The 20,696-nt window shown below is 47.8% G+C and carries 18 protein-coding genes; 11 read left to right on the forward strand and 7 right to left on the reverse strand.

Features of this window, described 5'->3' with window-relative positions; translation table 11 throughout:
- Positions 1-131 precede the first annotated feature (131 nt).
- From gorA to KO518_RS16785, 5 genes are all read left to right on the forward strand, one after another.
- The gene (gene gorA, locus KO518_RS16765) at positions 132-1,478 is read left to right on the forward strand and encodes a glutathione-disulfide reductase (protein WP_216027015.1); all 1,347 of its coding nucleotides are present in this window, start codon (positions 132-134) and stop codon (positions 1,476-1,478) included.
- A 548-nt stretch (positions 1,479-2,026) separates the two neighbouring features.
- Entirely contained in the window at positions 2,027-2,608 is a 582-nt protein-coding gene (locus KO518_RS16770; protein WP_216027016.1) for a TetR/AcrR family transcriptional regulator, read from the forward strand.
- 293 nt (positions 2,609-2,901) lie between these two features.
- Positions 2,902-3,720, forward strand: a complete 819-nt coding sequence (locus KO518_RS16775; protein WP_216027017.1) for a hypothetical protein — start codon at positions 2,902-2,904, stop codon at positions 3,718-3,720.
- The gene (locus tag KO518_RS16780) at positions 3,650-4,525 is read left to right on the forward strand and encodes a flagellar basal body L-ring protein FlgH (RefSeq protein WP_216027018.1); all 876 of its coding nucleotides are present in this window, start codon (positions 3,650-3,652) and stop codon (positions 4,523-4,525) included. Before KO518_RS16775 ends, KO518_RS16780 begins: the two co-directional genes overlap by 71 nt.
- A gap of 8 nt (positions 4,526-4,533) precedes the next feature.
- Positions 4,534-5,706, forward strand: a complete 1,173-nt coding sequence (locus tag KO518_RS16785) for a flagellar assembly protein T N-terminal domain-containing protein (RefSeq protein ID WP_216027019.1) — start codon at positions 4,534-4,536, stop codon at positions 5,704-5,706.
- Between the two features lie 51 nt (positions 5,707-5,757).
- Here the strand turns inward: KO518_RS16785 and KO518_RS16790 are convergent, their stop codons facing one another.
- The gene (locus KO518_RS16790; RefSeq protein ID WP_216027020.1) at positions 5,758-6,993 is read right to left on the reverse strand and encodes an ABC transporter permease; all 1,236 of its coding nucleotides are present in this window, start codon (positions 6,991-6,993) and stop codon (positions 5,758-5,760) included.
- Positions 6,993-7,667 (reverse strand): ABC transporter ATP-binding protein, encoded by a 675-nt coding sequence (locus KO518_RS16795; protein WP_371742350.1) that lies wholly within the window; start codon positions 7,665-7,667, stop codon positions 6,993-6,995. The genes KO518_RS16790 and KO518_RS16795 overlap by 1 nt, the downstream gene beginning before the upstream one ends.
- Positions 7,668-7,774: 107 nt before the next feature.
- On the opposite strand from KO518_RS16795, the gene KO518_RS16800 reads away from it, so the two are divergent.
- From KO518_RS16800 to KO518_RS16810, 3 genes are read left to right on the forward strand one after another with little or no spacing between them, the layout of a single operon-like run.
- Positions 7,775-8,344, forward strand: a complete 570-nt coding sequence (locus tag KO518_RS16800; protein ID WP_216027022.1) for a DUF3299 domain-containing protein — start codon at positions 7,775-7,777, stop codon at positions 8,342-8,344.
- A complete protein-coding gene (locus KO518_RS16805; protein ID WP_216027023.1) occupies positions 8,341-8,796 on the forward strand; it encodes a hypothetical protein in 456 nt (151 codons plus the stop codon). The genes KO518_RS16800 and KO518_RS16805 overlap by 4 nt, the downstream gene beginning before the upstream one ends.
- Positions 8,793-9,458, forward strand: coding sequence for a DUF3299 domain-containing protein (locus tag KO518_RS16810; protein ID WP_216027024.1), 666 nt, complete (start codon positions 8,793-8,795; stop codon positions 9,456-9,458). Before KO518_RS16805 ends, KO518_RS16810 begins: the two co-directional genes overlap by 4 nt.
- Here KO518_RS16810 and KO518_RS16815 read toward each other — a convergent pair.
- From KO518_RS16815 to KO518_RS16830, 4 genes are all read right to left on the reverse strand, one after another.
- Positions 9,455-9,862: a MerC domain-containing protein gene (locus KO518_RS16815; RefSeq protein WP_216027025.1), complete on the reverse strand. Its 408-nt coding sequence runs from the start codon at positions 9,860-9,862 to the stop codon at positions 9,455-9,457. The two genes, KO518_RS16810 and KO518_RS16815, sit on opposite strands and share 4 nt — an antisense overlap.
- A gap of 62 nt (positions 9,863-9,924) precedes the next feature.
- Positions 9,925-10,584 carry a DUF2796 domain-containing protein gene (locus tag KO518_RS16820; protein WP_252736256.1) on the reverse strand — a complete coding sequence of 220 codons (660 nt, stop codon included), beginning with the start codon at positions 10,582-10,584 and terminating at the stop codon, positions 9,925-9,927.
- A 95-nt stretch (positions 10,585-10,679) separates the two neighbouring features.
- Positions 10,680-12,056 (reverse strand): 5-methyltetrahydrofolate--homocysteine methyltransferase, encoded by a 1,377-nt coding sequence (locus KO518_RS16825; RefSeq protein WP_216027027.1) that lies wholly within the window; start codon positions 12,054-12,056, stop codon positions 10,680-10,682.
- A gap of 32 nt (positions 12,057-12,088) precedes the next feature.
- Positions 12,089-14,509 (reverse strand): TonB-dependent receptor, encoded by a 2,421-nt coding sequence (locus tag KO518_RS16830; protein ID WP_216027028.1) that lies wholly within the window; start codon positions 14,507-14,509, stop codon positions 12,089-12,091.
- Between the two features lie 245 nt (positions 14,510-14,754).
- Here KO518_RS16830 and KO518_RS16835 point away from each other — a divergent pair, with 245 nt between their 5' ends.
- Genes KO518_RS16835 through KO518_RS16845 form a run of 3 tightly spaced genes read left to right on the forward strand, consistent with a single transcriptional unit; the run spans position 14,755 to position 18,903 of the window.
- Entirely contained in the window at positions 14,755-15,324 is a 570-nt protein-coding gene (locus tag KO518_RS16835) for a methylamine utilization protein (RefSeq protein ID WP_371742351.1), read from the forward strand.
- Positions 15,317-17,689: a bifunctional diguanylate cyclase/phosphodiesterase gene (locus KO518_RS16840; RefSeq protein ID WP_252736248.1), complete on the forward strand. Its 2,373-nt coding sequence runs from the start codon at positions 15,317-15,319 to the stop codon at positions 17,687-17,689. Before KO518_RS16835 ends, KO518_RS16840 begins: the two co-directional genes overlap by 8 nt.
- Positions 17,686-18,903: a hypothetical protein gene (locus tag KO518_RS16845; RefSeq protein WP_252736249.1), complete on the forward strand. Its 1,218-nt coding sequence runs from the start codon at positions 17,686-17,688 to the stop codon at positions 18,901-18,903. The genes KO518_RS16840 and KO518_RS16845 overlap by 4 nt, the downstream gene beginning before the upstream one ends.
- Positions 18,904-18,963: 60 nt before the next feature.
- Here the strand turns inward: KO518_RS16845 and KO518_RS16850 are convergent, their stop codons facing one another.
- The gene (locus KO518_RS16850) at positions 18,964-20,538 is read right to left on the reverse strand and encodes an esterase-like activity of phytase family protein (protein ID WP_216027030.1); all 1,575 of its coding nucleotides are present in this window, start codon (positions 20,536-20,538) and stop codon (positions 18,964-18,966) included.
- Positions 20,539-20,696 lie beyond the last annotated feature (158 nt).

Below are 20,696 nucleotides of genomic sequence, written 5' to 3' on the forward strand. Positions count from 1 at the left end.
TTATTTTACTTTTTACGATAATGGGCCTGTACACAGGCTGTTATTTTCCTGAAGCGGTGTTAACAACAGGTTTTGAGTCACTTACTTAATCGTGCCAAGATGAGCATGAATTTTTGAACAAGGCGAGCAGAATGAAAGAATTCGATTATATTTGTGTGGGCGGCGGCAGTGGCGGCATTGCCTCTGCAAACCGCGCGGCGAAGCACGGTAAAAAAGTGGCACTGATAGAAGGCGGCGACATCGGCGGCACCTGTGTGAACGTGGGTTGTGTTCCGAAAAAAGCCATGTGGTTTGGTGCCAATGTTGCCGAAGCTATTCACAAGTACAGCGAAGACTATGGCTTTGATGTAACCGTAAACAACTTCAGTTGGGAAGTGCTGGTTGCAAACCGCCAGGCCTATATTCAGCGCATTCATGCTTCGTACGATAAAGTACTGGCCAAGAACGAGATAACCTGGGTAAAAGGCTTTGCCAAATTCGTCAGTGACAACGTGATTGAGGTTAATGGCGAACAATTTACCGCGCCCCATATCACCATTGCCACGGGCGGCAGCCCTCGCCTTCCGGATATTCCAGGCGCCGAATACGGTATTGACTCTGACGGCTTTTTCGAACTTGCCACTCAGCCAAAACGCGCAGTGGTAGTAGGCGCTGGCTATATTGGCGTTGAGTTGGCCGGCGTATTGTGTAGCTTAGGCACGCACACTGATTTGGTTATTCGTCACGCTACCCCACTTCGTCATTTCGACCCACTCATTGCAGACACCTTAACCGAACTGATTGATCGCGAAGGGCCTACCCTTCACAAGCAATCGGGCGTTGAAAAAGTCGAAAAACACAAAGACGGCACTCTCACAGTTACGCTGACTACCGGTGAAGTGATTGATACTGACGTGCTGGTTTGGGCCATTGGCAGAACCCCTTCCAGCGGTAACATTGGTTTGCAAAACACTGCGGTCGAAACCGATGACAAGGGTTACATTAAGGTAGACAAGTTTCAAAATACCGCAGCCAAGGGCGTGTACGCTTTAGGTGATGTTACAGGTCATGTTGAGCTTACGCCAGTTGCCATTAAAGCGGGCCGACTTCTGAGCGAACGCCTGTTTAATGGCCAGAAAGAAGCACACCTCGATTATTCCCTCATTCCCACTGTCGTATTCAGTCATCCGCCCATTGGTACTATTGGGCTCACTGAACCCGAGGCGATTGAAGAGTACGGCACGGATAATATTAAAGTGTACACCTCTTCATTCTCGGCCATGTACACTGCCGTTACCCGTCACCGCCAGGCAACCAAAATGAAGCTCATTTGTGCCGGGGAAGATGAAAAAATAGTTGGCTTACACGGTATTGGTATGGGCATGGATGAAATGCTTCAAGGCTTTGCCGTGGCGATAAAAATGGGCGCAACCAAAGCCGACTTCGATGCGTGTGTGGCCATCCATCCCACGAGTTCTGAAGAGTTTGTTACTATGTAGCCATGTATCCGGAAACATAGAATATAGATTAGTGTGAACTGACAACCTTACTATTCCCGTTAAATAGCGCCCTATTTATCGGGATAGGACGTTTCCTATCATTAATTCAGACAATTTTGACATTGATGTCTCTCGATATACCCTCCCCTCGAAACATCCCCTGCAGAGGTTCTAAAGTATTGAGAGAGACTTTGACCTGACTGTCTCGCTTTTGAGCACTTAAATTCCAATTTCGACCAACCAGAGATTTTTTCCGCTTGAATTTCATACAGCTCCAGGCTGTCATCGTGATATCTGGTCGACATGACACGTGCAAAAACTTTCCCATTAAGCCTGAAAACGGTTAAAAGGCTACTCACTGACGGTATTCAATATGCAAGTTCGGACGGTCACTACAATGATGTGCGTCACAACTGAGGTGGGAGTATTCTGCACGACGCCATAGTAGCCTATTTTTTTGCATGTCTAATTAACATTAAACCTGATACCATTCTCAGCGAGGTTAATGAGGGTATGAGGGCACCAAGTAATTGGTGTGAGTTGGTTTTATGCCGAGGAAGAAAGAATTCAATCCGGAAATGGCGCTGGAAAAAGCGATGTACTATTTCTGGAAAAACGGTTTTGAAAACACATCGATCAGAAGTTTGATCTCCAGCACAGGGGTTAATTTTTATGGCCTCTATAGTGCGTTGGGAGACAAGAAGGGGATCTATTTGAAAGCTCTCGATAAGTACATAGAATTGTACGTCGAAGCGCTGCTGAGCCACTCAAACGAGACACAAGACATACCCTCAGTTGTAAAGTCTGTGTTTGAGCACATTGCCTGCACGCTGAATGAAAAATGTGCCGATGCCGGATGCATGGTTTGTAATGCTGCTGTAGAAGTGGCAGCAGAAGATGTGGATGTCGCCTTTCGGGTTCAGCGCCACCGTCAGCTAATTGAGCAGTTCTGGTGCGACTTATTGAATCAGCAGAGCAATAGCCTGGATCAAAAAAAATTGTCCCAATGCAGTGAGTTCTTATGTACTCAACTTTACGGAATGGCGATGTTAATTCGCTCTAAATCTGACACGGCATTGATAAACAGACACATTGACACATCCGCACTACTGGTTGACAGTCTACTTTAATACGCTTTTCTCAGGATTATCCCCACAAGACAGGACATCTTTTTCACGTTCATTCAACAGAAAAATTCCTGAGAACAGCTGTATTTTCTCCAATATGCAATTCGTTGCCACCTAGCTATCACATCTTGCCACCCTCTGGCATTTAAAAGCCACTTCCGCGGTATTTTTTGTTTGTCATCCTTCCCAATTAATTTCATATCAATCGTTTAATAAAGCTTTCATTTAAGGCCTGGCTTGGAAATTCATCTGGCACGATTATTTCATATCAACCGTTAATTAATGGAGGAAATATCATGTTAGACTTAACCAATAGTATTTCGAATGCACAGCAGTATCCCAACGTTGGCGCCCAAAACCTTAGCACTAAAGACAATACCGCAGAGGTATTTTCCCAAACCCTGGAAGCACAAAGCGACGCCGGTGAAACACAACAGCAAGCCGCCACAAACAGTAGTGACTTGCAATCATCGTTCAACAACCTGTTGTCAGGAAATGCATCTGATGAAGACATCACGACGATGCAAAATGCATTGTTCAACTCCCTTAAACAAGCGTTGTTTACCGATAACGCCAATTCATCGGACGTACTCAGTCAACAGAAAACCAGTTTAAAAGGTGAAACCACCACAACCACTGAAACCGTCACTGATGGGGATACCAGCAACACCAGTGAAACCAGTGAAACCTTTTGGGAACTCGTTGATTCAGTGAATACCCTTAGTTTTGGCGAAGATGGGTTAGGTCTCGACGACGCATTTGATGCCGTGAACATTTTGAACCACATCCCGATAATTTCTGATATCTACACAGACATTTCCTCCCAAGACAGTGTGGATGCGGCTGCTGCAATCGCCGGCGGCTACATGTTTACCGGCCCTGTGGGAGCCCTGTATTCAGCCGCTAACGTCGTCACTGAAGAAATGACCGGCAGCTCCATTCTGGACAACCTGATCAGCATTGGACGCTCCTTTATAGGCGAAGAATCGTCAGCAGCAGATACGGTAGAAAATGTTGCCACTCGTGTTGCTGCTTCGGTAACCGATGCCGCCGCAAACAATAGCGCTTCGGGCTATCAATTTGTTTCCCGTGATGCCGGTTCACAGGGAGTTTAACGTCATGTTGTTCCTTCATCACAGAATAACCAGTGTCGTATGGCAAAAGCTGGCCTGTACTGTCGGCCTGTGTATGCTTATCGTTCTAACACAAACAGGCTGTCAGAGCAGGGACCAATCAGCGGAAACGGCCGTAGTGGACAATTTGTCAACTAATCCGGAGCGCACCCTGTTGCCCATTTCCGTAGAGGAAACTCTCGACGGTGCGACACCCGGTGACCCGCGTTACAAGCCGCTCAGACCTGGTGGGAATGCGCCAATACAAGTACCGACAGGCTCGTTGTTTCACGCAGACCAATATGAAGGCCTGTTTCATCGCAAAAAGCGGTTCCTGGTGGGAGACATGGTACAGGTCATTTTAGAGGAACGAACCTCAGCATCTAAAAACCTCGACCTACAACGCGACAAATCAAGTGAGCTCAATGTAGATCCGCTTGAACTCAACGCCGGGCCACTGAGCGTGAATCGCGGTGACATCAGTATTAACCATGACCAGTCAAGCGCGTTTAGCAGCTCGTCAACCTCTCGTCAGTCCAACACCCTTGACGGCGTGATCAATGTGTTCGTCAAAGACATCCTGGTAAACGGAAACCTCGTCATCGCAGGGGAGAAATGGATAAAACTGAATGAAGGCGATGAATACATTCGCATGCGCGGCGAAATTCGCCGTGATGACATAAACGAAAACAATCAGATTAGTTCACTATTGGTGGGCAATGCCCAGATTGAGTACAGCGGTACAGGTTCATTGGCTGATAATCAGACACCATCCGTGTTCGACAAAATTCTGTCGTTGTTCAATTAGGAAGTAGCATGTACAGATCCTATTCCTTGCTGATATTTATGATCGCCCTGTACACGCTTAGTACGCCGCTATGGGCAGGTTGGAGTTATGGTCAGGCGAGTATGGTTGTCGGTGATGCACCATTGGATGAAGTTCGCACCCAGACGATAAAAAATGCCATCGCCGATGCGGCTTATAAGGCAGGGGCGATGATCACTACAGAAGACATTATGCTCAATGGCCTTCTGATTGAAAGTAATTTGTCTCTCAAAGCCCACGGAGAAATCAAGCGAATTGAAGTGCTGGACGAACAACTCGACAACGACACACTGACCGTTTGGGTAAAAGCAGACCTGAGCACTTATGGCGAATGTGAACAATCTTCCTACAAACAGAGTCTTCTCATTAGTCAGATCAGTGTTCAAAATATTCAACAGGCAGCCGTGGGAAGCCTATTTGAACTTGGACAACACGTCAGTAAACGTATCGAGCAGCAGATCCGCGCTGAATTACCTGGCATTAGTACACGCATTATCAATCAACCTTTTACCGCACAACCGACGGTTCAGGGGCTCAGCCAGCAGGAAATTGCCTCTAAAGCAGATTACCTCGCCAGGACCTATGGCGCGCAATATCTTCTGTACGGCACCATCCGCGATTTGAGTATGCAAAACCAAATTGAAGAAGGTTTTTTTTCCGATAGTGAATACCAACGCAGAAGTTTCACGCTGCGGCTCTACCTTGTGGATAACTTCAGCAGGCAGGTGGTATTCGAAAGCAGCTATCACACACAAAATGAATGGCCGTTTTCTCTAACCCAGGAAATGGATCTCAACAGCAGTCTGTTCTGGCAATCTCAATTTGGTAGAAGCTTGCTGAATAAACTCAACAGCGCAGTCATCGACATCAGTGAAAAAATTCAGTGCCGGGATGTGTTATTGCCCATCATGTCAGTGGGGCCTGAAGGCGCCTGGATTCGCGCCGGCAGGCACAGCGGTGTAAAACTCGGTGACACTTTTACCTTGCGAAGGTTGTCTACAGCATCTAATGCTCCTTCGTTATCGGTGCTAAAAGACATCGATGACAGCAAAATGCAAGTGGTGGCCATTAATGAGTTTTCAGCTCTACTGGAACCAATACATATTAACCTGGCTACGCAAGTACGCATATACGATTTATTGAGCCCGGAAAACAGCTACTGATGGCGCTAATGAGTTTTGCCGGAGCGACGGCGCTCCGGCCCTGCTAACGGCCTACAGCCGCGAGTGAATGGCACTGCGATAGGCATCAACGGCGGGAATTATGGAGGTCACAATAGCGGCAACTAAAATGGCTCCGGTAATCATCAGAGTATGGGTGTTCATTAGGTTAGCGGAAATAAATAGGCCGTAGTGGCTTGCCAACCAACCTTTTAACGACGCAAATACCACGGTTAATGCACCAATGGATACTGCACTGGCAGCCAGTGCAATGAGTAATGCTTCCACCAGGATAAGGGTGAATACCACGCCGCCACTTGCACCTAGTATACGCAATACAGCAATTTCTTTTTCCCGCTGCTGCATAGATGCCAGCAACATAGTGGCCAAACCAAACAAAGAAGAGACCAGTACCAACACGCTTATTACTCTTAAGACATTTTCAACTGAGCGCATCATTTGCCAAAGTTCGGCCATGGCCACACCCGGCAAAATTGCCATTAGGCGGTCGTCTTCATAATTGTTAAGGGCCCGTTGCAGATTAAACGTAGCGAATTTCGATTTAAGCCCTAACATTACAGCGGTAATACTATCAGGCTGTACCAAAGGATTATTCAGATTGTCAGGCGCTTGTAGTACCCTGGTTAGCTGTTTTTTTGGTAAATGCATTGCTTCAATGCCTGCCAGCGACACATGCACGGTTTTATCCACCGGTGTGCCCGTTGGCGCTAAAATACCCACAATAGTAAAGGGTGACGCGTCGTGATTGTTGAAGCTTACGGCCCCAAGCCCGTGCGCAATAACGACCTTGTCTCCCACTTTGTAATTCAACGTAGCGGCTACGTCGGCACCGATCACGGCATCAAATACACCAGAAAAAGGCACGCCGTCTGAGAATGTCAGTAGCTGTTTATCGCCGTATTTATAATGTGCAAAGTAACTTTCATTGGTACCCATTACGCGAAACCCGCGGTGTGAGTCGCCCAGCGAGATGGGAATTGCCCATTCAACCAGTGCGTCATTTTGCAGCATCTCAAAGCTGTCATAGCTAATATTATTTGTCGGGCTACCCATGCGGAAAACGCTGTATAACATTAAGTTGAGTTGCCCACTAGGGGCCCCGACGATAAGATCTACACCGGATACGGTGCGCTTAAAGCTGTCTTCTGCCTGAATGCGGATATGTTCAACACTGAGCAACACACTAACACTGATCAACAACGACAAAAACGTTAGAACAACAGACTTGCTGCGGCTGCGAAGGCTACTGGTAGCAAAGGACAATAACATTAACTCACCTCCCTATATTTGCCCAGCGACGACAGCGACACGGCACTGTCGAGGTATTGCGCCAAAGACTGGTCGTGACTGACAAACAATAACGTCGTGTTGTCTTCCTTACACAGGGATATCAACATAGTCATAAAAGCGTCGCGGGCGTCGTTGTCCAGTGCAGACGTGGGTTCGTCAACCAATAGTATCTCGGGCTTATTGATAAGCGCCCTGGCAATAGCGACACGTTGTTGCTGCCCTACACTCAAATGGCCAGCCTGTTGATGGGCCACATCAGAGGGTAACTGCAACTGAGTAAGATAGTGATCCAACCGTTCGTTTATTTGCGTTTTTTTTCCTGCAAAATAGGCCGCTAAAGAGACATTTTTCTCGACACTGAGATGTGGCACCAAATTGAATTGCTGAAAGACCACACCAATGTGCCTGGCCCTGAACTTATCCCGCTTTTTGGACGACAACGAGGAAAAAGCCTGGCCTAACAGTTTTATCTCTCCACTATTGGGCTCAAGTATTCCGGCCAACAAGTTCAACAAGGTGGTTTTTCCAGAGCCTGATGGCCCGTGCAAAAAAATGCGTTCACCACTGTTTACCTGCCAGTGCGAAATACCCATAGCACGATGTGACTTTTCGTAACGGTGTTCAACGTTGTGCAATTCTATTGCGGGTTGCAAAGCTTCTCTCCCCATTTGGTTCACTTATCGCTTATGTCTTGTTATTGGGCGTCGGTGTTGCTACGTTATATCATTGATGACTATCCTATAGACCAACGGCGCTTTTAATGAGACATTTTTCACGACCAACGGCCCAGGCGGTGTTTTTTAGCTTACTGACTTGTCTTTTCAGTGGCATCACTCTGGCTAAAGATTATGAAGAACTTGAGTGGACTGCACTAATGCCAGAAGACGATTTAGCTGCATTACTCGACCCGCCCGAGTATCTAAATGAAGTAAAAGACGGTTCAAATCAGGATTCTGTTAGCGCATTTAACGATGCCACTTTTGAAGATGAAAAAGTAGAACGGTTTCGCAAAGCGCTAAACTCGGTTAAAACCATACCCATTTTCGATAACAAAGCTATTCGCATCCCCGGGTTTGTGGTGCCACTGCAACAAAACGAAGCACAAAACGTGACAGAGTTTTTTATCGTACCTTACTTCGGTGCGTGTTTACACATGCCTCCGCCTCCGCCCAATCAAATCATTCACGTTAGCTATGAGAACGGTTTGACGTTGGAAAGTTTGGAGCAGCCTTTCTGGTTTGAAGGCACGGTGAAAATTGAAACCCGACAACGGGATTTAGGAACGTCGGCTTACGCGCTTAAGTTAGATCGATACGAGGTGTACCAATGAAAATTCGCACATTGATCTTTAGCTTAGCCGCATTAGGTACACTGATGCTGAGTTCTGTTGCCCAAGCATGTGGTTTGCACGGCGATAGTATGGCCAGCTTTTCCCGGTTCCACCCGCTGATGCAACAGCACAATATGCAAACGTCATTCAGTGTACTGGATATCTCATTCAAACAACCTGCCACTGTTGTTGCTAAAGGCAAAGAGCAAAGTCATAATTTCACGTTCTTTGTGCCGTCAGATTATTACGATGCAACAGTGAAAATAGAAGGCAGCAAAAACGTCACTTTGCTTTCGCAACCTACGTTTGCCCTTTCTCGACTGTCAGAGAAAAAAGCGTTGCGATTCGTAATAGAAAAACCCGGTAAGCACGAAATTGTCGTGACTCTGGTGGCCAAAAGAGGGCCAAATCCAATAACCATACAGCGAACCTTATTTGTCCAATCTGCATGAGACCCAGCCGTACTTTCTGGTTTATCGCCTTGATTTTAGTGAGTCTGTTGTCCGGTATGGGGGCGGTAAAACTTTGGCCAACCATCAAACAGGCACTGTCTTCGTCAAAACAGCAACGCTATATCAGTACTTCCGCCGCATTACTGGAAAAAGCCCAAAGTGCGCGAACTGTTGGCTGGAGTAACCTGCTGCCGGAAAACGAACTTGAAGTAATTAAGCGCTACCAACCCGAACCGAATCAACCGCTTAATAAACAAGTGTTCAGTGCCCTGCAAGCCACCTTCGATGGCGACTACCAAGCGACTTTAAATTCTACGCAAGTTGTGACCAGTTTAGACGGACAGACCATTAGCATAGGAGGGTATATTGTACCGCTGAGCGTTTCAGAAGAACGCGAAATCCTCACTGCGTTTCTCGTACCCTATTTCGGTGCATGCATACATTTCCCGCCGCCAGCGCCGAATCAGATGATTTACCTGCGCACCCCACAAGGTTTTACGCTGGACGATATTGAACAGGCTTTTATGGTCACTGGGGTAGTTCACACCGCACTATTTGAAGATATTCAGGGCACATCGGCCTACGTCATGGATGTCATTTACATCAGGCATTTCAGCGGTTCACCCGACGATGTCCGCCGTCACGACCTCCAGCAGTACTAACAGGGAATTTTTTCGCTGTTATCCGCCCGCTGGCGCAACCTGAAGTTCATCAGATGGGCAACAACAATGACTATTGAAGCCAACACAGTTAACGCTGTTTCGGCCACTTCCCCCCATCTTTCATGAACAAAAAATGCAGCAAAAGTAAGCAAGCTCAGTCCAAGTACACCCATAGCAAACACTTTTGCGCTGTGATGGTGCCGGTAACCGGCATACAATGCCACCAAACCCACTGGCAACACAAAAAACAGCAGTACTTTGTGAAATACCTCATGGTTATCGGCAAACATACTTCCCATAGAGGGCAAAGCAATAATAGCTATTGGCGTAACAAGGCAATGTATTACGCACAATGAAGAAAGAAAGATAGCCATTTTATCGCCAGCTTTCTGGATGTGTGTCATGAATACTCCTAACGAGTAACAGAGTTTAACAACTCCTAAATAAAACAGTGGCTAGGTTGTGTCTACCAAACCAACGTAGGTTGCGTGGCAGTAACAGCGCTAATTCCTTGCCCTTTGTCGCTAATCCATTGTACTTCGATGGCTTCCAGTGATATCGCATGATTAAATAAGGTCACGGTTATGCTTGCAACATCCTCAGCACACTGCAACTGATAGTCTAATGCGATATTGGTGTGACGCTCATGCTCACCATGCTCGTCATGGTCATCGTGAGCGTGATGCTCGTCGTGCTCATCATGTGCGTGATGCTCGCCGTTCTCATCATGAGCGTGATGCTCGCCGTGCTCATCATGAGCGTGATGCTCGCCGTGTTCATCATGATCGCTTTCACTGTGCAGAAACAAGTCGGGCAATGCCGTTTCCTGGCTGACAACCGAACATGCGCCATCTGTGGTAAACACGTTCTGCGATTTTGTAAGAATATGCTGTATCCTAACCCGTTGCATCCGCTCGCTTTTGGTTTTTGGCGCATGCTCAAAGCCAAGTAAATCAGCGGCGGGTAACGAGAATTGCAATTGCATTTCATTACCCTCTTTAGCAATTAACAGCTCGCCATGACCGTGAACATGTTTTTCTGCGGCCACACAAGATAACGACGAGAGTGCGACAACTACCCCCGTAAAAAGCTTGCTTGGAATCTGCGTTTTTTTTGTTGGTGTCATCACTGCGCTATACCTGTTAAATGGGCCCAAAACAATGTTATAGTATAACACGGCCTGGCATTACCAGAATACCTCGCAGTGATGTCAATCGCATATTACTCGTGTTCTGTCTCAGCAATACCCAACCAAATCACCGTTTCAGCTAAATAGTCGAGGCTCACTTCGCCATCAATAACGCCAGAATCCAAATCCACTCGTACCATTGTTTTATCAATAGGATTTGAAATGTACACATGGTCACTATTGCCCGATACAGCCATCGTAAAAGAAAGCCCATCAGGCATATCAGCAGCACTGCCACTGGTCACAGCCAACGACACTTCCGTATCCCAATGCTGGGCATCTCCTTCTCCGTGAGAGTGAAGTGCGGTTAGCCTGCCGGAAGAATCCAGTACAACGAAGTACTCGCCGGAGTAACTAAAGGCGTAAGAAACGGGGACCGCGTCATCGCCTAGTTCAAGTGCTACGTCACGCATGGAATTGGTTTCAGGGTCGATAGTGACCAAGGTCGCTTCACCGCCGCCATGGCCGGAAGCAACGCCAATGAAATAATCTCCGTGATGATGACCGTAAACAGAACCCACACGGACACTTGACAGTGAATCGGTATTGTCAATTTTAGATGATTCCCATTCGCCATCGTGTTGGTGAACAATCAACACGCCATCGCTACAACCAAATACGGAGTAAGTTTCAGAACTCGCTGCACCATGAAGATCCGGGCACTCTCCTGCAAATACCACTTCTTCTTCGTATTCATCGTCATGTAAATGGAAAACACCTACGCTATCAGGCAGAATTGTGTTTGCCGACGTACTTTCTGCATCATCGCGTCTGACCGTAGCAATAAGGTAGTCGTCCATAGGCTCAGCAACGCCGTGCATATTAACTGTATAAGCTAGTGTAGGAATTGCCGATGATTCCGCTGCAATATGCGTGTCGCTGACCACCTGCACTGATGCAGGCAAACCCGCATCGCTGTCGCCATCGTAAAACACGGCTAACTGGCCATCGTGCTTCACAAGGTGAGTGGGTCGACTGCCAGTAAGTGTCAAATCACTGGTTGCCGGAACTTGTTCGTAATCGTGCAAGTGATCAACGTGATCTTCCCGCCACAAACCGCCATCAATAAACGTCACTTCTCCAGTAGCTCGGTTACTCACTACAACGTAACGGTAGCCGCCTGAATGCGTAAGCGTATTCCCTTCGCTTGCCAGCGGAAAGGTATCAAGTTCCTGATTATCGTCCAGGTCAACAATAACCAACGCGTTAGCATCTGCATTGAGAATAGCAAGACGCCCTGCACTCTCAATGGTTAAATCATCGTGGTCGTGTTCGCCACCACCGTCGTGATCATGGTCATCGACAATGGGGTCTTTTTCTATAATGTTCGTTTCCGCATCTCCACATCCACCGAGTAAAGCGCCACTGATGGCTAGAGCCAATATGCTGAGTGTATTGTTTTTAGTCATGATAAATTCCTTAAAATACCGTTGTGGTGGACTTAGAAGTAACCACGCAGTCCTACGCCGATACTACGACCGGGGCGAGGTGCTAAATCTTTGAGAAATGAAGAGTGAACCCGCGCTTCGGTATCTGTTAAGTTTGTTCCCTTGAGGTAAACAGATACATCTTGAGAAAGAACGTTGAGATCATATGAAACGAAGGCATCAACCAGGGTGTAGCCGTTAGTTTCCGTTTCATACTCAGCAATGTCGTCTTGCTTGTGATAGCGGGTAACATCAATATGAGCGCTTATGCTCTCAGTCTGATAGTTCAGTTGCAGACCGGTTCTCAGCGGTGGCGTTCGGGGCAAATCACCGCCGTCTTTAAGTTTAGCCCTGACATAGTCAGCAAAAAACTGCGCATTAAACTCTGCATTTACCTGCCAGGCTGCTTGTGCTTCGAAACCATGTAAAACGGCATCGTGTGAAGAAAACAGATACACTGGTAGTTCACTGTCGTGATCATGCTCATCCTCTGCGTCATGGTCATGCTCATCACCGTGGTCATGATCGTGCCCGCTTTCCGCAAATAAACCTGTTTCACTTTGAAAGTAATAGTTGTCTACCTGGTTATAAAAGGCATTCAGAACAAATCCAATATCACCAGTGGTTTTGCGCAGCGTCAGGTCGATATTGTTCGACGTTTCTAAATCCACAGCTTGTTGCGAAAGACCAAGTGCGCTTTCCTCATCACCGGTTAACGCAAATAACGCACCTACTTCATAAGTACGCGTGCCAATGTGAGGCCCAAAGGATAGTAGCTCAGAGGCAGAAGGCGCCCGCTGAGCGCGAGAGACGGAAAGCCCCACGTTATAGCCTTCGGTGAAATCCCATACTACACCCGCCGAAAAGGAAACTGGCGTAAACTCCTGCGATACATCGAAGACACGGGTTACCGTAGTTTCGTCGCTATGCTCATCATCATGATCGTGGTCATGATCATGGTCGTCATCGTCTTCTTCGTCATGATCGTGTGCTGCAATAGCGGGTAATAGTGTGTTGGCGGCATCAAGCGTAACTCGCTCAACCCGTGCCCCCAATTGCACCAATACGTTACCAAACCGCTGCTCCTCCATAATGCCTATGGCGAACATGTCTGCAGTGGAGGGCGGAGTGAACGCTTCTTCGCCGACGGCCGCAACATCACTGGTTTTGTAATGTAAACTTACCCCACCGTTCCACCCGGCCAGTGGCTGATGCATAAGGGAGACACGCAGCTCATCGGTGTCATTTTCAAATAAGGTGCCAGTCACGTCCTGCTCAATTTCAGCGTGTTCGTAACTGGTGTGCCCGGCTTTAAATTGCACACGTTGTAGTAATGTGTGATTGAAAGAATACTCCCCCAGAATCTGTACTTTGGTTTGCGAGAGATCGGCGTAAACCTCCTCTTCAGCTTCCTCACCTCCGTGCGAATGGCCCGGTATGCCGTATTCCCGGTTAAAACGCTCCAGGGCAATACCAACATAACCGTTATCTGAGATATAGCTGGTACCAAGCGTGATGCCATTGGAATCAGATGCACTGTTTTTAACTACATGCGGCGCATTCTGGCCTTCTTCATCATTGTCTGGTGCCACGGGAGTATCGTAGTCATCAGTTTCTCGCCAATAGCCATCAATATAAAAGCCCAGATTGCCCGCTCCGGTTGTCGCATTCACCGCGGCGAGTTTTTGGTCGTTCACCGAATCGGCTTCCAGGGTCCACTCTCCACGGGTAGTATTATCAGAGGGCACACGACCGTCTACCACATTGACTACGCCACCAATTGCTCCACTACCAAAAAATAGTGTTGCCGGGCCCCGTAATACTTCAATCTGCTGAGACGTCGACGCTTCTGAGGCAACGGCGTGATCTGGGCCAACCCGCGATACATCGCTCACGTCCAAACCATTTTGGGTGACCAAAACCCGTGGACCACTCAACCCTCGAATAATGGGCGTGCTAGCGACATTGCCGTGGAAATTGGATTGCACACCAGGCAGTTTTTCCAGACTGTCGCCCAACGTCCCGGCCTGTTGACGACGAAGGGTCTCTCCACTCAATACGCTAACCGGCGATGCCGACTCCATGACCGACAAGTGTATTGGGGTTGCAAGGATATCTATCACTTCAATGGATGATGGCGTAAGGACAAAATCCACAGTGAAATGCCGCCCGTCGTCAACCACAATATCTTGATGGAGATGGCCAAAACCGGGAGCCATTACATGCACACTATAGGTGCCAGGTTTTACCGAATTTATTGAAAACTCACCACTTTCATTCGTTTTTACACGAGTGCTACTCTGCTCCACGCGAAGTACGGCCCCCGTCACGGGTACACCTTTGTCATCAAGCACGGTGCCGCTTATTGTTTCCGCCGCAACGGTGGGCACCTGCAAGGCACAACAAACCGCTACTGCGAGGTATTTTTGTCTCATCTGTCTATTCCATGGCTACGAACATAATGCAATGTTATATTATAACAACAAGGTAATTCAATAAGTATTCACAGAGATACCCTGAAATGCTGGACGCAATACTCCGGTCTGCTACTCTTTACTAGCGCGTTTTTTTGGGAAACCTCATGTACTTATTTAACAGGCTCAATAATTGTAGCCGGTCGGTATGCTTACTATTTTTGTTATTGATAACGGCAGCCCGAGCACATGGAGCAACACTGAGTGTGTCTGTTTTCAATCACGAAGGTTCTCCCTTATCCAACATGGTGGTAAGTGCCAGGCCTCTAAGTGGTGTGGCGGGAAGTTCCTCGCTGCGTGCAGAAATGGACCAAATTAATCGACAGTTTGTGCCTCACTTTCTGGTGGTACAGAAAGGCACCTACGTTCAGTTCCCCAATTCAGACTCTATTAAACATCACGTATTCTCATTTTCACCGGCGAAACGATTTCAATTACTGTTGGATAAGAATGCTGAACAACCGCCGTTGTTGTTTGACCAGGCAGGTATTGTGGAGCTGGGATGCAATGTGCACGACTGGATGCTTGGTTATATTTACGTGGTCGACACCCCTTATTTCACAGGTACCAACACAAAGGGCAATGCAGACATCGCACTACCTGTCGGAGATTTTGAGGTGTCGGTATGGCACCCCCGCATGCAGGAAGCAAAAGAGGTATTGCTGCAACGGGTAACCCTCTCACAAAATACCCGCCTCGTCTTTACCCTGAAACGCCCTTTACTGCCCGATTACGCGGGCTATGAATCAGACGACGAGTTTGGAGATTATGAATAGCTGGTTACAGGTACCAATGCGATCGCTAAAGAACAGGATGCAATTGTTCTTTCTCGTGCTGATAATAAGCGTAGTGGCGCTCACACTTCTGCTCGTGCGTTCTGCAACTTATTCCCACTCTACCAGTCAACTACTCGCGCAAATCATTACTTCTGAACGCGTCATTGAAGACAAACTAAATAATCACGCAGAGTTACTGCTTCGCGCTACCGATAACCTGTCTGGGAATTTCACGATAAAACAATACATTGCAGCTGCCAATGACGACAGAGCATCACTGGATGTCGCAATGCAAAATCAGCAGGCGCGCATTTCCGCAGACATCTACTTCGTACTCGACAAAGAGAAAAATGTTGTTGCCGCCTCATCGGCGACACTTGATCCGCCTGCAAATATTACCCCCTTCATAACTCCGGGCATTAGCTGGCTTTCCCTCCCTGAGGGAGTGTTTCTGGTAAAAGGAGTACCGGTAAAATTTGTCGAGCGCTCTCGCAATACCGACGCGTGGGTGTTTCTTGGTTACCGTGCAGACAGTCTGATTAACAGCGATATTGGACGGTTAACCGATCTGGACGTTAATCTGATCCTCCCCTCGGAAAATCGCATGCTGGGATCAACCTTACCTCCGCGCTTGGCTGCCGCTTTTTTACACAGCACGCCAGCTGAAAAAATGTCCGCAAACGAGTTGCACCGCACCACCCTTGAAGGCGTCGACTATCTATATACGTTGAAACCCATCGGACGACTTGCCTCCGACGATGTCGAACTGGTTATGCTTACGCCCCAAGACAAAGCCTATTTGTCTTATAACAGCATGCTTGGTCAGTTGATAGGCCTGTTGTTGGTCGCCGGCACCATTTCGTTAGCCGGCGGAGTGTTTTTGTCGAAAGGCGTTACCGGCCCACTCAATAAGCTGGCAAAAGCAGCTAACAAAATTCGTCAGGGTAGTCACGTTGCTAAATTTCCCGCTTCCAGTACATTGGAAGTCGATGCGCTTTCACTGGCTTTGAGCGACATGCAAGACGGCATTGAAAGCCGTGAGAAACAAATTCAGCACCTTGCCTATTTCGATGACCTCACCGGGTTACCGAACCGCAACCAGTTTGTGACGTATCTCAACAAAGCCATTGCGAACCAGGAAAATAACACAGTAATGGTGCTAATGATGGACATTGACCGCTTCAAAGAAATTAACGATACCGTGGGTCATGAAACCGGCGATGTTCTGCTTAAACACATCGCTAAGCGTATTCAGCAACAAGACAGCCTTCCCGGCTTACTGGCCCGATTGGGAGGCGATGAATACGGCATGGTCATCACCGTTAACAATGACAACGATGTGGAACCATTGATAGGACAAGTTGTGGCAGCATTTGATCAACCCTTTAATATTGATGGGCTGGTGCTGGATATTGATTGCAGCATTGGTGCCGCTTGCTTCCCTGCTGACGCCACCACCCCTCAGGGCCTCATGCAATGTGCCGATATCGCCCTTTACAGCTGTAAAGACGGTCACCACAATTTCGCGAGATACTCCGCATCGCTGAACAAGTATTCCGTGCAGCGCCTGAATTTAATGTCAGAGCTTAAAAGCGCATTGCAGGAGGGGCAACTGCAATATTATTACCAGCCAAAACTGCAAATAGATACATTGTCCATTACCAGCGTCGAATGCCTCATGCGTTGGATCCACCCCGTGCATGGTTTTATTCCGCCGGATGAATTCATTCCACTGGCAGAACAAACCGGCGCGATCAGGCATGTGACTAACTGGGGTTTACGCACTGCCCTTTCCCGTCAGCAACAGTGGCGGGAGCAAGGGCACAATATTAGCGTTGCGGTGAATATTTCTGCGGTCGATCTTATCGATATGACCCTCCCCACACTGGTCAGTGATTTGCTGTCTGAGTTCAATGCCGAACCGGAATACCTCACTTTGGAGGTAACAGAAAGTGCCATTATGTCAGACCCTCAAAATGCCCTCAGAGCGTTAAATGCCTTAAAACGAATGGGCATCAAGTTATCTATTGACGATTTTGGAACCGGTTATTCATCTATGGCTCAATTAAAAGACATGCCGGTACACGAGCTTAAAATTGACAAAGCATTTGTGCTTGCGCTGGCCACCAACAATGATGACAAGACGATTGTAAATACCATGGTATCGCTGGCAAAGAATTTAGGGTTAGAAGTGGTCGCGGAGGGCGTCGAAGACGGGGCATCGCTGCAATACCTTCGCAGCGTGGGGTGCACAAAAGCTCAAGGCTACTTTATTGCCAAACCATTACCGGAACAAGCGTTTTCAGATTGGTTAAGAGCCTTTACTCCTGACTGCCTCGACGAGGGGAAATGTATAAATCCATGATACATTATCTCCGCTTTTCAGCGCTTTTCGCCACATTGCTTTGGACGCATCACGGGTTTGCCCTGGACGTCAGTGGCAAAGTACAAGCGGGCATCTATTCCGCCGAATCTCCTAATACCTGGCTCGACAAAGGTACAGGTGTTACCCGTTTCGACACTTCGGGTATTCATGTTCAACAGGCGATTATTCAAATCAACCAGTCAGTAACGCCGAGTACAGACATACAAGCCGATGCCAGTTATTACCCCGATGGCGACCAGCACCTGGGGTTTACTCAGTTTCAAATACGCTATAAACCCTTGATATCAGGCAACGTAAAGTGGCGTGCCAGAGCCGGCTTTTTTTATCCGGCTATGTCCCTTGAAAACGTAGATAAGGGGTGGCTCTCGCCTTACACCTATACCCAGTCAGCCATTAATAGTTGGCTTGGAGAAGAACTTCGGGTAGCCGGGGCCGAGTTCACCTTATACCGTCCGGGCCGTGCCGCTAGAAGCCCCTGGAGTTGGGAGTTACACGCCGCCGCGTACAAAGGCAATGACCCCTTGGGAACAGTACTGACCTGGAGAGGTTTTGCATTACACGACAGACAAAGCCTGCATCACGAACGACTGGAGTTTGCAGCCTACCCCAGCGTAACAGACAGCAACGGCATTTGGCACCCCAGCTGGGTAGAACCTTTTAGCGAGCTTGATGCCAAATGGGGCATTTATATTGGGGCCCATCTCGACTATCAGCGCCAAGCCAAGTTGCGGTACTACTACTACGATAATCTTGCAAATCCTAACGCGGTCAACCACCAACGTCTTTACGCCTGGCGAACCCGTTTCCACTCGCTGGCATTTCAGCATAACATCTCATCCTCTACCCGGATTATCGCACAGTGGATGTTAGGCGACACGCTAATGGGAGAGCGGTTTGTTTACACCGATTTCCAGGCGTTTTATGCCATGATAAGCCACAAGGCTGGCCAGCACCGGTTCAGTGCCCGGGGCGATGTATTTGATGTCAGGGAAGACGATATTTTTCCCAACGATCAAAACAACAGCCACGGAAGCGCCCTTACAGCGAACTGGCGCTACAACCTTTCTGAACACTGGCAACTTGGCGCAGAATACTCCCTGGTATCGAGCCGCGCGGACAATCGCGTGCAGCTCAATGAAGCCATACGTGCAACACAGCAGCAAATGCTACTTGTACTTGAGTACAATTGGTAATTCAGATGAAGCGCGCTGGCTAGCAATTCGAAAACCGCCAGGTGCAGCGCGCCAACAACACTACTGAGAAATGTCGTTTAGTCCATCGATAATATACAGCGTATTACCATCAATCGTGTTTTGCCCTGCATCTAGATATTTTTGCTCAAGCACGCCGGAAGAGGACCAGGTTGCAAAGTCATCGTCATTAATCACACCAATAGTGGTGTTGTTGATCATCCACATGCCTTCGAGCTTGTCGTGGGGATAGCCAACTTCTGCGACTAAATCTACCAAAAATGTCTTCTCCACGGGCATAATGCCAGCGTTAGTAAGTCCTTCCCAACCTTCATTGAGCACCACTTCTTCAACGGTGGACCCATTTTTCGTTAAACCAAGACTTTCATCTTGCACCCAGGTTACATCTTCATCCACGGCTTCCAAATCAGTAGCATTGGCGATATCAATTACGTACAAATGCTTCATCGCTTCCGGGTTGTCATTGTAAAATGCGCCGTCACGTTCAATAACGACAAACTTAGTATCGTTCACAGCAAAAATGCCTGACTGTGAATTCTGAGTTTTTTCCTGCTTATAGAGGTATTGGGAAACAGCGCCGTCTTCCAGGTTCACAGCAACGATTCTTACCACATCGAGGTTTTTCACTGCTGAGCCAGGGTTGTACATGGTGGATTGCATTATCCCCACCAGCGTTTTCTCATCTGGCGTTACCGCTAAACCTTCCATCCCCCTGTTGGCACGACGATTTGCGTATTCTGCAGGTAGGGTAAACACATTTCGCTCATCATCAGCAAATGCATTGATCCGACCAATCTCCTTGCCGCTGGCATCGAAATGCACAATGTGCGGGCCGTATTCATCACTTACCCAGAAGGTACCATCAGACAAAGCAACTAAACCTTCGCTGTCCAAACCAAAGTCATCCAATTTGATTGGATTCGTGGTTTCATCATATGGCTGTGACATATCTTCCCGAATGACTTCCACCGAGCCATCGTCATTCACAGCATACGGTGTTTCACCGGTTCCACCAAGCGCCGATGAATTAGGTAAGCCGGTAATGGGGTTGCCATCGGTGTCTTTTAATAAAATATCAGCGAGCTTTTTCACGTCGCCATTTGCCTGTAATTCAAACAATCCAATGCGCGGCGTATAATCCGGCGTGGGGAATACTTTCCCCGTCCCTTGATCGCCGGTATAGGAAGCATTTGGACCGCGGTCGGTTAGTGCGTAAAACTGATTTGCTTCAGTAGGGTGTTTAACCATGTCAGAGCCATAGCCACCATTGCGTACTTCAAACATCATGCCCGGTGACGCACCATCCTCCAGAGTATTTCGCAGCACGGAATAAGGCAAGCGGGAGCCAGTAACCCCCACGTTGTTGGCATCGCAGTCATAGGTGGTAGCTGTTACTTCACTGTCGTCCAGGGATCCGTTTTCATTACTATCAAGGCCGGAAGTGATAACGGTACCGCCAAAAAAGCAATGACTATCGCCCACGCCAAGCGTATTGTGCGCAATCAAGCTATTGAGACCGTTTGAACCATTGGTTCCATTGTCACCATCGTCACCGTCCAGTGAACAACCAGATAAAATTCCAGCCAAAGTGAAGGCGAGAAGTGTTTTCTTTAGCATAACGTGATTCCTTTCAGAATAGGGAGTGTTAAGCGCGCGGCACAAAGTAAGTAACAACGCGACGTATTTAGATACAAAAGAATCTACACTACGCAGTTAACTTGAATTTTTTATGAAAAGAAGATGACGTTTTATCTTGCGGATACAGATAGTTGATA

It is taken from the genome of Aestuariibacter sp. A3R04, assembly GCF_018860805.1.
Taxonomy (GTDB): Bacteria; Pseudomonadota; Gammaproteobacteria; order Enterobacterales; family Alteromonadaceae; genus Alteromonas.